The 15,830-nt window shown below is 37.7% G+C and carries 14 protein-coding genes and 3 pseudogenes; all 17 read right to left on the bottom strand.

The features are described from left to right. Positions 1-119: 119 nt before the first annotated feature. On the bottom strand, positions 120-1,406 hold the full coding sequence (locus JOC34_RS08955) for a GntP family permease (RefSeq protein WP_205136819.1): 1,287 nt from the start codon (positions 1,404-1,406) through the stop codon (positions 120-122). 225 nt (positions 1,407-1,631) lie between these two features. Further along, positions 1,632-1,943 (bottom strand): annotated as a pseudogene (locus JOC34_RS08950) (SDR family NAD(P)-dependent oxidoreductase); the annotation flags it as partial. A 132-nt stretch (positions 1,944-2,075) separates the two neighbouring features. Next, positions 2,076-2,306, bottom strand: a complete 231-nt coding sequence (locus JOC34_RS08945) for a Rossmann-fold NAD(P)-binding domain-containing protein (protein WP_338062665.1) — start codon at positions 2,304-2,306, stop codon at positions 2,076-2,078. Between the two features lie 18 nt (positions 2,307-2,324). Beyond that, on the bottom strand, positions 2,325-3,761 hold the full coding sequence (locus JOC34_RS08940; protein WP_205136418.1) for an aldehyde dehydrogenase family protein: 1,437 nt from the start codon (positions 3,759-3,761) through the stop codon (positions 2,325-2,327). Between the two features lie 120 nt (positions 3,762-3,881). Next, a complete protein-coding gene (locus JOC34_RS08935) occupies positions 3,882-4,310 on the bottom strand; it encodes an SDR family oxidoreductase (protein WP_338062664.1) in 429 nt (142 codons plus the stop codon). Positions 4,311-4,611: 301 nt separating this feature from the next. Next, a pseudogene (locus JOC34_RS22230) lies at positions 4,612-4,912 on the bottom strand (transketolase); the annotation flags it as partial. 6 nt (positions 4,913-4,918) lie between these two features. After that, a complete protein-coding gene (locus JOC34_RS08925; RefSeq protein ID WP_205136417.1) occupies positions 4,919-6,295 on the bottom strand; it encodes an MFS transporter in 1,377 nt (458 codons plus the stop codon). A gap of 328 nt (positions 6,296-6,623) precedes the next feature. Beyond that, on the bottom strand, positions 6,624-7,565 hold the full coding sequence (locus JOC34_RS08920; RefSeq protein WP_205136416.1) for a phosphotriesterase family protein: 942 nt from the start codon (positions 7,563-7,565) through the stop codon (positions 6,624-6,626). A gap of 205 nt (positions 7,566-7,770) precedes the next feature. Then, the gene (locus JOC34_RS08915; RefSeq protein WP_205136415.1) at positions 7,771-8,550 is read right to left on the bottom strand and encodes an SDR family NAD(P)-dependent oxidoreductase; all 780 of its coding nucleotides are present in this window, start codon (positions 8,548-8,550) and stop codon (positions 7,771-7,773) included. Between the two features lie 215 nt (positions 8,551-8,765). Next, positions 8,766-10,136, bottom strand: coding sequence for a dihydrolipoyl dehydrogenase (lpdA, locus tag JOC34_RS08910; protein WP_205136414.1), 1,371 nt, complete (start codon positions 10,134-10,136; stop codon positions 8,766-8,768). Positions 10,137-10,148: 12 nt separating this feature from the next. Continuing rightward, positions 10,149-11,489 (bottom strand): dihydrolipoamide acetyltransferase family protein, encoded by a 1,341-nt coding sequence (locus tag JOC34_RS08905; RefSeq protein WP_205136413.1) that lies wholly within the window; start codon positions 11,487-11,489, stop codon positions 10,149-10,151. Positions 11,490-11,504: 15 nt separating this feature from the next. Then, a complete protein-coding gene (locus JOC34_RS08900) occupies positions 11,505-12,485 on the bottom strand; it encodes an alpha-ketoacid dehydrogenase subunit beta (protein WP_205136412.1) in 981 nt (326 codons plus the stop codon). Between the two features lie 15 nt (positions 12,486-12,500). Beyond that, on the bottom strand, positions 12,501-13,433 hold the full coding sequence (locus tag JOC34_RS08895; RefSeq protein ID WP_239544265.1) for a thiamine pyrophosphate-dependent dehydrogenase E1 component subunit alpha: 933 nt from the start codon (positions 13,431-13,433) through the stop codon (positions 12,501-12,503). 314 nt (positions 13,434-13,747) lie between these two features. After that, complete coding sequence (locus JOC34_RS08890; protein WP_275577689.1) at positions 13,748-14,461, bottom strand: aldehyde dehydrogenase family protein; 714 nt, start codon at positions 14,459-14,461, stop codon at positions 13,748-13,750. Next, positions 14,448-14,534 (bottom strand): hypothetical protein, encoded by an 87-nt coding sequence (locus tag JOC34_RS21985; protein ID WP_275577695.1) that lies wholly within the window; start codon positions 14,532-14,534, stop codon positions 14,448-14,450. Before JOC34_RS21985 ends, JOC34_RS08890 begins: the two co-directional genes overlap by 14 nt. Positions 14,535-14,778: 244 nt before the next feature. Then, positions 14,779-14,898 (bottom strand): annotated as a pseudogene (locus tag JOC34_RS08885) (HAD family hydrolase); the annotation flags it as partial. Between the two features lie 192 nt (positions 14,899-15,090). Next, the gene (locus JOC34_RS08880) at positions 15,091-15,777 is read right to left on the bottom strand and encodes a GntR family transcriptional regulator (protein ID WP_205136411.1); all 687 of its coding nucleotides are present in this window, start codon (positions 15,775-15,777) and stop codon (positions 15,091-15,093) included. Positions 15,778-15,830 lie beyond the last annotated feature (53 nt).

Here is a 15,830-nt window from a genome sequence, read left to right as displayed (position 1 = left end):
ATTATCTTTTTTTCAGTTCTGCATTTTTTGTTCCATATCTTTTATTCATATAATTATCGCACCCTCAAAGCAATGAATTCTCGTTTATTTTCAAGTCGCATTAAATTTATTTCAGTACATTAAATAATCCCCATACTAGCTAATAAAATAGCTACGGCAATCCCCAAAATTGGTATGACTACGGCAACTACAAAAATATCTTTATATGCTTCTTTATGTGTAAACCCTGTAACAATCAGTACTGTTATCACAGCACCGTTATGAGGCATTGCGTCCATTCCAGTACTAGAGAGGGAAGCTACGCGGTGAAAAGCTTCGGGTGATATACCTGTATTTAAGGCAATTTGATAAAAGTTTTCCCCTAGCGCATTTAGTGCGATTTCTAGCCCTCCTGATCCAGATCCCGTAACACCTGTCAGAATATTAATAGAAATTGCCTCAGAAATTAAAGGGTTTCCTTTCATTCCAGTAAAAAAGTCGACTATTTGGCTAAATGATGGAACGGCTTGAACAACTGCACCAAACCCTACCGCTGCACTGGTATTTATAATAGCTAAAACAGACCCGCTAGCCCCCTCATTCATTGCGGAGATGAATTTTTTCCAATGGAAGACACTTAACAGCACTATAGAAGTTATTCCTAAAACTAAAGCAATTATAATATCCTGACCTAGCAGATTAAGCATGATGAGCACCACTAACATAGGTATGATGGAGACTATGAAACTTGGTGGTTTTCCATCCTCATCACTTAGTATTTTTTTATCTTTAGGTTCTGTAAAAGTTTCCCCTTTTTGGGTAAGTGATTTCTCTCTCCAGCACAGGTAAAAATATCCCGTTCCACCGATAAAAAGCCCAGTAATAGAACCCATTAGCGGTGCCGCCATTGCAGTTGTATTAAAATAATCCATAGGGATCAGGTTATTAATTTGCGGATTTCCAGGTAGAGCTCCAGCTGTAAACGTGAATGCCCCTAACGCAATGGTTGGGGGAATTAACCGACGAGGGAGATTACCTTCACGAAATAATTCTAATGCCAGTGGGTACACAGCAAAAACAACTACAAATGAACTGACTCCGCCATAAGTCAAGATAACTGTGGATAGTAAAATACCTAGAATGGCTCTTTTAGCGCCAAATAAGTTAATAAGGGCCACAGCTACTGTTCTTGCCATTCCTGTTATTTCCATTAATTTTGCAAAAATCGCTCCTAGCATAAATACCGGGAACCATTGTTCTGCAAAATCTACAAATCCGCCCATATAGGTATCTCTGTAAGTATCTAATAAATCTAAACCACCGGTCAATGCTACAACCCCGGCCGCTATCGGAGCTACCCATATAATAGACCATCCTTTATATGATAAAATGAGTAAGACAATTAATCCTAAAAGTATTCCCAACATAGTTTTATACCCCCCTTTAAGTAGTACATTCTCACGAGGCTGATAATTGTGATTCAGACTCACTGAACTACCTGAGCCTTCCTCATAAAAAGTTAAATCAACTGTTAACACTAAGAAAATTACTCCATTAAGATATCGCCGTTAACATTAAGAATTTGTCCCGTGACAAAGTTTGAAGCTTGCGATGATAGAAAAAAACAGCTTCAGCGATATCATCTGGGCCTCCTAATCTCTGCAAAGGTATCGTTTCACGCTGATAGGATATTGATATTCCATCTGACATATCACTATTAGTTGGCCCAGGGGCAATTCTATTGATATACATCCCCTTGGGGCTGCTTCCTTCGCAATGACTTTTATAAAACTATGTACTCCTCCTTTAGAAGCTACATAGCCCGCACCTGCTATAACCCCGCCTATTTTCCCGGCAACCGAACCAATACAAACGATTTTTCCACTCTGTCTTTCTATCATATGCTGGTAAACAGATTGAACCGTTAAAAACATACCTGTTAAATTAACGTCAATCATTTGATTCCAGTCCTTTTGTCTTTTAAAGTCATCGCATAACCTCCCGAATTAATTTCTAAGAAGATCATCGCACGGATGACCTTTTATTCCTATGTGTATTTTATTTGCCGCTTACATACTTATAACCTCCTCTTTTCTTTAATTAAGTTGTAATCCTCCACAAATATTAATCGACTGTCCGTTCACATAATTTCCTTCACTTACTAAATAAAATACTAATCCAGCAATTTCACTCAATTTTCCTGCACGACCTTTTGGGTTAGTTGGTGTGATTGAATGAATAGCATCCCCTTTTTTGAGACCGTATATATCTGCTCTTTCACTGTCAATTTGATCCCACATTTTTGTGTGTACAACTCCGGGGGAAATTGCATTAACTAGATTTGCTTAATCTATAGTAAATTTAAGTGCAACATTTTTAACTTGTGTATAATATTTCAATGCTTCTAATCCTTTTTCTCTACCAAAACCACTTTTTTTGTAACCTCCAAAGGTCATTTCTACACCGCCAGCTGCTCCATAATTGTTAATGAATACTTGTCCAGAGTTTACTCGTGATGCTAACCAATGTGCTTTATTAATATCGGAAGTCCATATACCAGTTACAAGACCATACTCGGTTCCGTTGGCGATACTCAGTGCTTCTGAAGATGTTTTAAAAGGTAAAACAACAAGTACAGGTCCAAAAATCTCTTCATAAAATAATCTACTTTCTTTTGGTAGATTGTTAATAATTGTCGGTTCAAAGAAAAAACCATTATTATTTAAGTATCTTTTTCCTCCGCAAAGCATATTGGCATTTTCCTCATTAGCGATTTCCATATAATATTCAATTCGTTCTAGTTGTTTTTCAGAGATAATTGGACCAATATCCGCGTTTTCTGAACCAATAGTTAATCGCTCCATTTTTTGTTTTAAAATTTCTAAAAATTGATCTTGAATAGACTCTTCTACAATTAGTCTTGAACCAGCTGAACATGTTTGACCTGCATTTTGAGTAATTGAACGCACTACCCATTGTGCAGCATCTTCTAAGTTAGCATCAGCAAAAACGATATTAGGTGACTTTCCACCTAATTCTAAGGTTACAGGAGTAATATTAGTAGCAGCCAATTGCATTACTGCTGTTCCAGTAACAACTGAACCTGTAAACGTAATATGGTTTACATCAGAATGACCAGCTAGACTAGAACCGGCTTCATTACCGTATCCCGTCACAACATTTACCACTCCTTTCGGAATACCAGATTGTTCACATAATTCAGCGAGTTTTAAAGCGCTTAAAGGAGTATCTTCAGCTGGTTTGATAACAGCTGTATTCCCCGCAGCCAATGAAGCCGAAAGACTGCGTGCGGTCATTTGTAATGGATAATTCCAAGGCACGATATGTCCAGTGACACCGAGAGGTTCACGAACAGTATAATTTAAAATATCATTACGTATAGGAACTGTTTCGCCTAGAATTTTATCAGCAACGCCTGCATAATATTCAAAATACCTAGCAGCAACATCAACATCACCCTGAGCTTGTGTAAGTGGCTTTCCTGTATCACTTGTTTCTAACCGAACTAGTTCCTCTTTGTTCTCTAAAATTAAAGAAGAAATTTTATAAAGAAGACGTGATCGATCAGCAGGTGGAATTTCCCTCCATCCACTAGTCTCAAAAGCCGTTCTCGCAGCCTGAACAGCTGCATTAATGTCCTCCTTTACGCCTCTTGGAACTGTGGCCACAGATTTTTTTGTACCTGGGTTTACAGAAAAAATAGTTTCTTTAGAAAAGCTATCAACATAATTTCCGTTAATTAACATTTTATAATTATCCATATTGTTTCCCCCTAAGTTAAGTGTATTGATAGTATTTAAAAGAAATAAGTCGATATAATCTCATTGACGATAAAGATATAGTTAAAATCACATGAATTATATCGACATTTATAATATTTTTTAAATGCCTCTCCCTCCATCTACTACATCTATAAAGCTCCCTGTTACCATTGCAGCGTCATTAGAAACTAAAAATGAGGCAGCATTCGCGATATCCTCTGGCTTAGCTACTTTCCCCAAAGGAATGCTAGCTTCATATTTTTCTTTTCCAGTATTAAATTCTGTATCTTTCCCTATGAACTCTTTAAGCATTGGTGTAGCTGTAGCTACAGGATTAATACCTACTACACGTATACCATACTCAGCTAATTCAAGTGCAAGTGATATCGTCAAATTTACAGTCGCTGCTTTAGATGCTGAATACATACTATTACCTGGACGTGGACGAATTGCTTTGATAGAAGCTGTATTTAAAATGACACATGATTTTTGATTTTTCATATGTGGAATCGCTGCTTGAATACCCCAATATATACCTTTTAAAAAAATAACGAGAATGCGAATTCTATCACTTTACTTTTTTGAAAACAAAAAACAATTCTACAGATATTTTACTCCTCCAGGAGGAAAGTCCATTTAAAGCGGCACTACAAACCAGACGTTCCTTCCAGCATAACAGTTACGATCAAAAATAGGGAATCCTTTCAGTGTCGTATTATTAGAGGAGTCTAAATCTGCCTAACCGCCAAAAAGGTTAGGTAAATTCTTAGCAATAGCATTAAGGCGGCTCCGGAGGATTCTCGCGTCACCATTTTAGGTGATTCAGTTGTATACAGGGGCAGCTCTGCGTCCCATCCTCGACATGTAAATATTGCCAACCATAAGATTCAAAGCGTTTCGTAACACTTTCGCTAAAGACAAACTTAAGGTCACCATCTAGAGAAATACCATTGGAATCATACAGAACAATGAGTTTTCCTAATCCTAAATGTCCAGTCAAGGATGCCTCCTCCGACGAACCCCCCCATTAAATCGCCATCTCCGCAAATTGAATACATAAAATGGTTAATTATTCCGCATCTTTTCTTTTTGTATGTTGCAGCCAAGTGTGTCTCTGCCATTGCCATGCCTTGTCCCAATGCTCCATTTGTAATGCCCTATCCCTCAACTTTGAACGTACTAGCAGTTTCGTACGTACTAGTTATAGTTTCATTTTTGTTAGCGTCGTACTTACGTGGTATTGTCTCTCGCCCAAACATTCTTAAAACACCAGCAAAAATACATAAGGCAACCATAATATAGAATATAATATGATAAGCGGTAGCAGAGTGAAACCCTCCAAAAAGCTCCAATACATATCCTGATAATAGGGATCCACTTGCAGCTCCTAACCACGTCATAGCGAAAGCAAACCCCATCACCGCTCCAGTCTTATTGTTTGGAGCCGTGTCTGCCGCGGTAGCTAGGAGTGTTGAAAACGCTGAAAATAAAGAGAACCCAAATAGTAACTGAACCAGCGCTATAGTGAAGAAAGAAGACGCAATAGGCAAAAGTGATAAAATTGCAGCTTGCCAAACTGCTATACCGACTATAATCCACTTCCTCCCAATACGATCCGAAATGGATGGAACCACGAATTGGAAGAATGCTCCTGTAATTGCTGAAACTACTGTAAGGAGTGCACCCTCAGAATATGCAAAGTTTTTAACGTAAATTAGATATTGCGAGTAAGTTACAAGAAACATATTGTATACAGCCTGAAAAAGAAACAAACAAACGGCTGTAATAACCACCTCGCGAATCTTTAATACTGATACAAAATCGCTCCATGAATGTTTATGACCTGTCTCCAAAACCACTGGACGTGTTAGGTTTCTTTTATCAATATTTTTATACACTTCTTCAGCATTTTTACTACTAGATAAGTACCAGTACCAAATAGCAAATGGTAAGGTAGCAAGTGCAGAAAAATACACTAAACGCCAAGACTCAGGTCCAAAGTGGTTTAAAATAAATGAGGCAAAAAAACCTCCAACTAATGCACCAATTGGATAACCCGTATGATGTAAACCAACCGCAAAACCTCGTTCTTCTTTTGCCCACCATTCAGCTGTTGCAGTTACTCCGATGGATTCACTAGCTGAGGTTCCTAGGGAAACAGCTAAAAGCAATATAATAAAAGACCACAGTGAGTCACTTATACTAGGAAAGGCTATCAAAGTACCGATTATAGAGTATTGAATCATAATCGGAAACCATAGATATTTTCTTTTCCACCCGGATCCTAAGCGATCACTAAGCATGTTCAATGGAATGTCAACTATTACCCGAATCCCCAAATAACCAAAGATCACCCATCCCCAAATTGCTGGTGATAGGTTGAATTCTTCTATCACAGGGGCTCCTATGAGATATACCATAGCAAAGACAACTCCATTTAACGCCCAGGTAAGCCAGGTATTTAGTAAGGTAAGCCAGCTATACCTACTGGCACCTTTTGGAATTACACCAAAATAGCGATCATTTTTATTCATGGATTTACTCCTCACATAAATTTGTAATCAACCCCTCTCCATTTAGTTTGCAGGGGGGTAATAATAACCTAAAAACTTCCATTCAGGCTTTAAAGCCCACTTCTTATATTTAGGTTTTCTATCTGAACAACATCATCGTTCCTGTCTCCCTTTTTTCTTGTATACTTGACTCTTCCTCTGTGGCTTGCAGCATGACTACTTATTTGATGTATCCTCTTCTGCACCCTAAGTTGGGTACCAGAAAGTACTGAAGTACCTTTTTTGAAGTGCCTGACCAAGTTCCTCAAAGTTTGTAGCATTAATGTTCCGACATAGTTATGAATACTTATCATTCACCAACCCAACGACGAACGTTATCGACCATAATCGTCTTGATCTGTTCTTTGGTAACGCCTCTTTCTTGTAAATCTGGTAAAACCTTGTCAAAAATATATGTCAAAGACCAATCAGGTGCGTTTTGAAACATTTCATCTGTAAAAAAGTCAAACACAATATTATAGTCGTGAGACAAAAACATTTGATCTGAATAACCCCTTTTGGCTAATTCGGCAACCGTAGCATTCCTTTGTTCAGTCTTAACACCTAAACCTGAAGCATAACGATCCATTCCAATAAAGGCACCTTGATCCAATATTTTGATGAGATAATCGAGATTATCTGTATCTCCACAATGTGCGATTAAAACACCTCTTGGATCAACGCCTTCTTCTTTAAAAATTTCAAGTTGTTTTAGTCCATTTTGACTATCTGGATGAGAATGAACCATAATAGGTACGTTCGTCTTCTTGTGAGCACGCGCCACGGCTCGAAGGACTTTTATTACATCTGGTGTGAATCCCAACTCATCAGTAGCGGCTTTAAGAAATCCCGCTTTAATTGAGGTATTTTGTATCCCCACTTCTATATCCCTTACAAAAAGCTCAGCTAAGAAATCAATACTACGGTTTTGTAAATAAGGAGTTATATAGTGTACCGTATATATTCCCGTAGCTGCAATCACATTCATATTCACTTCACGAGCAGCTCGCTCCATAAAGCGGATATCACGTCCCAATTCCATCACTGTTGGATCACATATTGTTTGTACACCACGATCTTTAATTTCCTTGAGCTCCTTAATGACCTTTTTAAAATCACTTTCATCGTCACCGTAAAGATGAGGAAACTGCATTGAAATTGCTTCACTACGAACTTTTAAATGTTCATGAACCAAAGTGGTGCCCAGCTTAGAACTATCAACTTTCCCCGTAACTGTATTAATTAATGCCATTGAAATACCCTCCCAAAACTTTTTAGATATATGTTGACTTTCTGAATCTAACATTTAGTATTTTTTCTATAAACATGTAATAAGCGGGTGTCACCAACTGTTACTTCGCATACTAACACTAGTCCCACAATTATTACTAATTGGGTAAATCAGTTAAATATAATCAGCACACGTGAAAATTAATATTCATTTTGTCCCATTTAATTTAATCCATTTGTAATCCACCACAAATATTAATCGACTGTCCGTTCACATAATTTCCTTCTTCACTTACTAAATAAAATACTAATCCGGCAATTTCACTCAATTTTCCTGCACGACCTTTTGGATTAGTTGTTGTGATTGAATGTATAGCATCCCCTTTTTTGAGACCGTATATATCTGCTCTTTCACTGTCAATTTGATCCCACATTTTTGTGTGTACAACTCCGGGGCAAATTGCATTAACATTAATATTATCTGGGCCAAATGCTGTTGCTGCGGATTTAGTAATATTAATTACAGCTGCTTTTGATGCGCCGTATATAGCCATATCTGGTTTTGAAGGCTGTCTACCAGCTATAGATGCAATATTAACTATATTCCCGCCGCCAGTTTTTTTCATATGTTTCACAGCATGTTGTATTGAGAAAAATGTTGCTTTTGCATTAATATCCATAATAAAGTTCCAATCATCTTCAATATTTTCAAGAATAGGCTTAGGCCTAACTACTCCAGCTCCATTGACAACAATATCAATTTTTCCAAAGTCATCTGAAACGTCATTGTAAAGTAACTCAATATCTTTAATAATTGTAAGATCCCTAGTGTAGCCAATGCCTTGCCTTCCTAATCTTTTAATTTCCTCAACGGTTTGCTGTACATTATGATCGTTTATATCTACTACTGCAATATCTGCCCCTTCCGAGGCTAATTTCAATGCTATTGCCTTTCCAATTCCTTGACCCGCACCAGTAATAATTGCAGTATTACTTAGTAATTCCATTCCATTACCTCCAATAAAATTCTCTATTGACATCGTTTACAATTTGTTTTTTTAAAAATAATCCTAAACAACACTTTGTGATATATTTTCCATTAAACTACTTCTTAATTTCAAATAAATTGATTACATGAACTCATCGAGGTATTGTCACTAAGGGTTTATCTGATTACCTTATTTGCCTTCCTCGGAACAATACTCTTGTAAGTCTAAAGCCTCTAAATCGAATGAATTCCTTTTCCTAATAATTTATTCGCTGACTCCATTAAAACTTCCGATACTGATGGATGAGGTTGAACCATCGTTGCAAATTCGTCTATTGTCCCTTCTAAAAACATATAGGATGATGATTGACTAATGATTTCTGTAACGTGTGCGCCCACCATTACAACACCGAGAATTTCTCCATATTTTTCATCTATCATTACTTTTGAGAACCCTTCCGTCTCTCCTGTTGCTAAAGCCATTCCGTTTCCACTAAAATTAAAGGTATGCACACGGTAAGTTATACCTTTTTTCATTAATTCTGCTTCATTCATTCCAACACTTGCTATTTGTGGCGACGTATAAATACACCGTGGTATAACTGAGTAATTCATTTTAACTTGGGGACTATCGAGATTTGCAACTGCAGTCAACCCTTCACTACTAGCTACATGCGCTAACTGTAGGTTTCCAATTACATCTCCTACTGCAAAAATCCCCTTTTCACTTGTTTCTAAGTACCCATTTGTTTTAATAAAAGGACCATTCATATCCAATGCAAGTTCTTTTACTACATCTGTATTTGGAACACGTCCGACGGCAATTAGTAATTCATCGGCAGTAACCATCAATTCTTTTTCATCTTTTACGATTATCTCTTTATTTGAAATTCCTTGACGTACTTCATTCACTTGGTGCTTTAGCAATACCTTTATGCCTTTTTTCTTCAAGACTTTTAACAATAGTTTTGAAGCTTCTTCGTCCTCAGTAGGTACGATTCGTTCACTAAGTTCGATAATCGTTACCTTTGTTCCTAGACTTGAAAAAATATTAGCAATTTCTACCCCGATTACGCCACCACCAACAATAACAAGTGATTGTGGAATACGGTCAATCTCGAAAATTGAATCTGTTGTATGATAGTCTACACTGTCTAGTCCAGCTATCGGAGGAATACTTGGACTACTTCCTGAAGCAATAATGATTTTTTCACCTTTGAGCTCTGTGTTATCCTCAACAACCACTCGTTTCCCAGCGGTAATTTTAGCAAATCCTTTGTAGACATCAATCTTACCAGTGTGAAGTAATCCTTCAATTCCGCTACGAAGTGTCTGAATCACTTTATCTTTTCTGTCAAGCATTTTGCCAAAGTCAAATGTCAGAGAATCTGTCTGAATTCCCCAGTCCTTCGCTTTATCAATTTGTTCGATAACGTCTGCATGTTTCAACAAAGTCTTCGAAGGGATGCATCCTCGATTTAGACAAGTTCCACCGAGTAAATCGACTTCTACGAGAGCTGTTTTTTTCCCAAGTTTAGCTGCTCGAATGGCAGAAACATATCCCCCTGGACCTCCACCTACTACAATTACATCATACACAGTCATACATTTAACTCCTTATACCATTAATTTGTATGGATTTTCCAGCACGTCTTTTAAATCAGTTAAAAACTGTGCAGCTGGTGCGCCATCAATAATACGGTGATCAAAAGATAAACTAAGTGCCATCATCGAGCGAACTGCTACTTCATCGTCGACAATAACCGATTTTTTTTGGATACGACCAACACCTAAGATTGCAGCATTAGGCTGATTAATGATTGGTGTAAATCCGTCAATTGCATACATTCCTAAATTACTAATTGAAAACGTGCTCCCTTGCATTTCATCTGATGTTAACGAACCGTCCATTGCCTTTTTAGCAATCGCCTTAGCTTCCTTTGCTAATGTTCCCAGACCTTTTTCATCTACATTACGCAAGACAGGAACAACTAATCCATCTGGTACCGCAACCGCAATTCCGATATTAACATCCGGATGGTATACGATCTCTTTTTCATCCTTTAATGAAATATTGATGTTTGGATTGTTCCTCAATGCAAAAGCCGTTGCTTTAACAATAATTTCATTATATGACAAACGAACACTTTCTAATTCTTCAATAACTGATAACAACTTTTTACGTAATGTTACACATTCTGTCATATCAACTTCCGAATTTAACGTTACATGTGGGGCTGAATAAAAACTATCAGAAATCCGCTGTGCAATTATTTTTCGCATGCCTTTAAAATCAACTCGTTTAGCTGTCAGACGTTCTGAAATATTCGGTCTGTTCGTTGAAATAATATCATCTTTTATAATTTTTCCGTGCGTTCCGGAACCTGCAATCGTAGAAGTGTCAACCTGAAAATCTGTCGCCATTTTCTGTGCAAGTGGCGTAATTTTTTTCTGGGATGTTTTAAAATAATTTTCGATATCACGTTTTTGAATACGTCCTAGTGGTCCACTGCCTGATACTTCCTCTAAACTCACGTCGTTTTCTTCTGCTAACCGACGAGCAATTGGGGTTCGCCGGATGGAGATGGTATCTACCTTATCACCTGATGAAGCTCCAGTTTCCAACTTTTTATTAAATATGGACTCAATATTTTCTGATTTACTTTCTTCACCGGAAACTTCTTCTCCAACATCCTCCATAATATCGTCTACATTTTCGCCCTCTTCACCAATAAAAGCAATTACTTGTTGGACAGGAACAATATCTCCCGGATCGTACAACTTCTTAAGTAAAATACCATCATTTTCAGCTTCAACTTCTATTGTAATTTTGTCCGTTTGAACCTCAACAACGGGATCTCCCGCCTCGACTTTTTCACCTTCGTCAACCAACCAGTTGTCAATCGTTCCTTCTTCCATTGATGCACCCATTTTGGGCAACAATAACTTTTCTGCCATAACACTGAGCCCCCCTTACTTATTCATCATTGATTTTACTTTTTTAACTATATCTTCTACTTGTGGGACAGCAGCTTTTTCTAATTTTGGATTATATGGAATCGGTGTTGCAATTCCTCCTAAACGACTAACCGGTTCATCCAAGAAATCAAATGCTTCACTTTCTCCAATCAAACTAGCAATTTCTGCACCATAACCACCACGTTCAACGGCCTCGTAAACAACTAATGCGCGATTTGTTTTCTTTACAGACTCAATAATCGTTTTTATATCTAACGGGACTAAAGTCCGTGGATCAATTACTTCAATACTATTTCCGTCTTTCTCCAATTCCTCAGCCGCTTCCAGCGTACGATTAACCATAATTCCTGTTGCAACAACAGTAAGATCAGTCCCCTCTTTTTTTACTTCTGCAACACCTAGTGGAATCTTATATTCTTCCTCTGGAACATCTGCTTTTGTATTGTATAATCCTTTTTGTTCAAAAAAAATGACTGGATTATTATTATGAATTGCTGTTTTCATCAATCCTTTTGCATCATAAGGGTTAGAAGGTTGGACGACAATTAATCCTGGTACATGAGCCATCCACGCCTCTAGGCTTTGTGAATGTTGTGCAGCAAAACCTAATCCAGATCCGCTTGGTAGACGAACAACCATTGGAACTTGAGTCTTGCCACCGAACATATAACGCATTTTTGCGGCTTGATTCACAATATTATCCATCGCAATCATAACAAAATCAGAGAATTGAATCTCTAGAATCGGTCTCATTCCCATCATTGCAACTCCAACCGCACATCCACTAATTGCAGATTCAGATATTGGAGTGTTACGGACCCTTTCCGGGCCAAACTCTTCTATCATACCGTTCGTTACTCCGAAAGAACCGCCGTATATTCCAATATCTTCTCCTAAGATAAAAACATCTTTATCTATACGCATTTCTTGAACCATTGCCTCTTTTATAGCTGACGCATACGTAATCTCTCTCATTACTTTCCCTCCTCATTAAGCGTAAATATCTGTTTCTAATATATCTAAACTAGGTTCAGGACTCTCTTCTGCAAACTTAACTGCTCCTATGATTTCCGCATCAATACGCTTTTCTAGTTCCAAAAATGCGTCTTCCGTGAGAACATTTTCTTCTAATAATTTTTCTTTAAAACTTGCAATGGGATCACGACTTTTTCTCCACTCTTTTTCTTCTTCTCTTGAACGATATTTTCTAGCATCACTTCTTGAGTGACCGCGCCATCTATATGTTTCAGCTTCAATTAAAGTAGGTCCTTTTCCGTTTCGTGCACGATCAACTGCTTCTTGAGTAAATCTAGCAACTTCCATTACGTCATTACCATTTATCGTTATGCCTGGAATACCATAAGCTTTTGCCCGTTCGGAGATATGTTCAACATTAATCATTTCTTTGATAGAGCCGGACATACCATATAAGTTATTTTCGCAGAAAAATATGACTGGTAAATCCCAAACGGAGGCTAGATTTAAAGCTTCATGAAAAGCACCTTCATTTGTTGCACCATCACCAAAGAAACATAAAACAACATACCCTTCATTTTTCATTTTAGAAGCAAGTGCAGCACCCGGTCCGATTGAAAGACCTGCAGCTACAATTGCGTTTGCCCCTAGGTTACCGACATTTAAATCAGCAATGTGCATGGAACCGCCTTTCCCTTTACAATAACCTGTTGCTTTACCTAATATTTCAGCCATCATCGGCTTTATTTCCGTTCCCTTTGCAATACTATGACCATGCCCGCGATGAGTACTCGTAATCTTATCCTCATTTGTAAGCGCAGCACACGCACCTACCGCCGTCGCTTCCTGCCCGATACATAAATGCATTGTTCCAGGAATTTTCCCTTCTTGATATAGCTTTTCGACAGCTTCTTCAAACTTTCTAATCAACAGCATATCAGCTAACATTTTCTTCAATTGTTGATCTGTGTACAATCTCTCTTGAATATTATTAACCACTTATAAAACCTCCTTATTTTCTCGAACAATGTTCATCTTGTTTTCTACTAACCATAAAAATACTATTCTACTAAGTTCCATAACTTTTGGGCTTTGCAGAACCTGATGTTCTTTCAATTTTTTGTATCCACCTATTTAATGCGCTTTCATTACTAAGAAAAAGGTTATATAGGGTGGTAATGGATATGTTTAACGTAATAGAAGCTGAACATGTTTTAAATTAATTTATAAGTTAAAGATATGATATTTTTTTTATTTACTTATTAATTCTGAAGTTTGATTCCAATAAATTTAATTGCAGTCATATCGTCGATCGCATACTTGACTCCTTCTTTACCAAACCCACTATCCTTTACACCACCGTATGGAATATGGTCATAACGCCGAACAGACACCTCATTAATCCAAACCCCTCCAGTATCAATTGCATCAGCTACTCTAAGCGCACGATTAATATCCTTTGTGAATACAGTTGCATGTAGACCAAAATCCGTATCATTAGCATTATCTATTACTTCTTCTTCTGTTTGAAATGGAAGGATTGTTACTATCGGAGCAAATACTTCTGCGCATACGACTTTCATATCAGCCGTCGCATTCGTGATGACGGTGGGCTCTAGTAATGTTCCTTGCCGATTTCCTCCCGTTACAATTTTAGCTCCTTGCCCGACTGCTTCTTTAATCCAGGATTCTGCCCGTATTGCTGCTTCTTCCGTTATCATTGGACCAAAGGTAGTTGTTTCATCAATTGGATTTCCAGTCTTTAATTTCCTTAATTCGTTTACGAGTTTTTCAACAAAAGTATCATATACGTTTTCCTGTACATAAACCCGTTGCGCAGACACACAGGCTTGTCCGGCAAATGTATAGCCACCCATCGCGATTGCTCGCACTGCCTCTTCGATATTTGCATCTGAAAAAATAATGTTCGGTGCATTTGAACCTAGTTCAAGCGTTACTTTCTTACGAGGAGCCATTTCCTGTAAAGGTTACTTTTTTAACTTTGGAATGGGTTACGAGAGGTTCTACCAACTCTTGTCCCGGTCCCATTAAAATATTGAGTGCTCCATAAAGCCGGCATTTTCTTCATAGTACGTTGAAAAACTTCATCAGCCTGCTGAACTGCTTTTTCAACGTCATCAACCATTGCACAAGATATCTTGTCAATCACCTCCTGATTATATGGATTAAACACTTCTAAATCACGATCAATGTGCATAACCTCTTCTCCTCCAATGAAAGAACCTGTATAGGAGATTTTCCGTTTGGATCATACATACTCTCCTCCCTATTTTAAAACTGGAGCATCATTTACACCATCCCCGATCATGGCTACCTTTCCATAACCTGGTTTCATTTTTTTGATGTACTCCAACTTATCCTGTGGCAATAATTTGGCTTGAATATCTGTTACCTATTTTTTATTCCTCCTATTTGAATCAATTTTAGTTGTGTAAGTTTATTTTCTAGCAAGGCGCTTGCTAAGTAGTTTGATTTACCTGCCTATCTTTTTATAATTTTGGATATTTGGATCCCGAATTTTAACATAGATAACAATACAAGCTTTCCCTCTGAAAAAATGATAGATTATTATATATCGTAAGACTTAAATCCTTTTTTCTTCGCTCGCATTACTTTTTATATATTCAACAAGCGCATCCCCGGTCCTCTTGATATGATGTGATACGATTTCCGCAACCTTATCTGCGTCATTTTCCTTTACTGCAGCAAGCATCTCATGGTGCTCCTCGTTCGACATTTCTTCCTGTTCGTCAAGCAAGTGTGGAGTATGCTGTGGAAATCCGTTCCAAAGTGTTTCGATAAAAGATAGTAATCTTCTTTTTGTGCAATGCTTCATAAGCAAACGATGAAATTCAATATTTGTTTTCACAAAATGCTCAACATCATCTGCCTGGTCCATGATTGTAACTAAGCTTTCCAGCTCAATTATATCCTGTCTTTGAATCTTTTTTAGACTCTCTGCAACTGCCATTTTTTCAAGCACAGATCGTAGGAGATAGATTTCCTCAATATCTTCCACCAAGAGCGGTTTCACAACAGCTCCACGATTGGGTTCCATATGAACCAATTCTTCCGCCTCTAATTTTCGAAATGCCTCTCTAATAGGCATTCTGCTAACACCGAGTGAATTTGCAATTTCTTCTTGTACTAATCTTTCCCCGGGTTTAAAAGTTCCTTTTAAAATTGCTTCGCGCAGAGCTTGACAAACCCTGTCCGAAAGACTGTAGACATTACTTGTATCTAAATGTAAATCAAGTCTGTTATTCGTCATCGTCTCTTTTCCTTTCCAATTGCCTATTCTTAAAATCATTATAAATTGCATCT

It is taken from the genome of Virgibacillus halotolerans (genome assembly GCF_016908515.1).
GTDB lineage: Bacteria > Bacillota > Bacilli > Bacillales > Amphibacillaceae > Virgibacillus_M > Virgibacillus_M halotolerans.
This window is presented reverse-complemented; position numbering and strand designations above follow the sequence as displayed.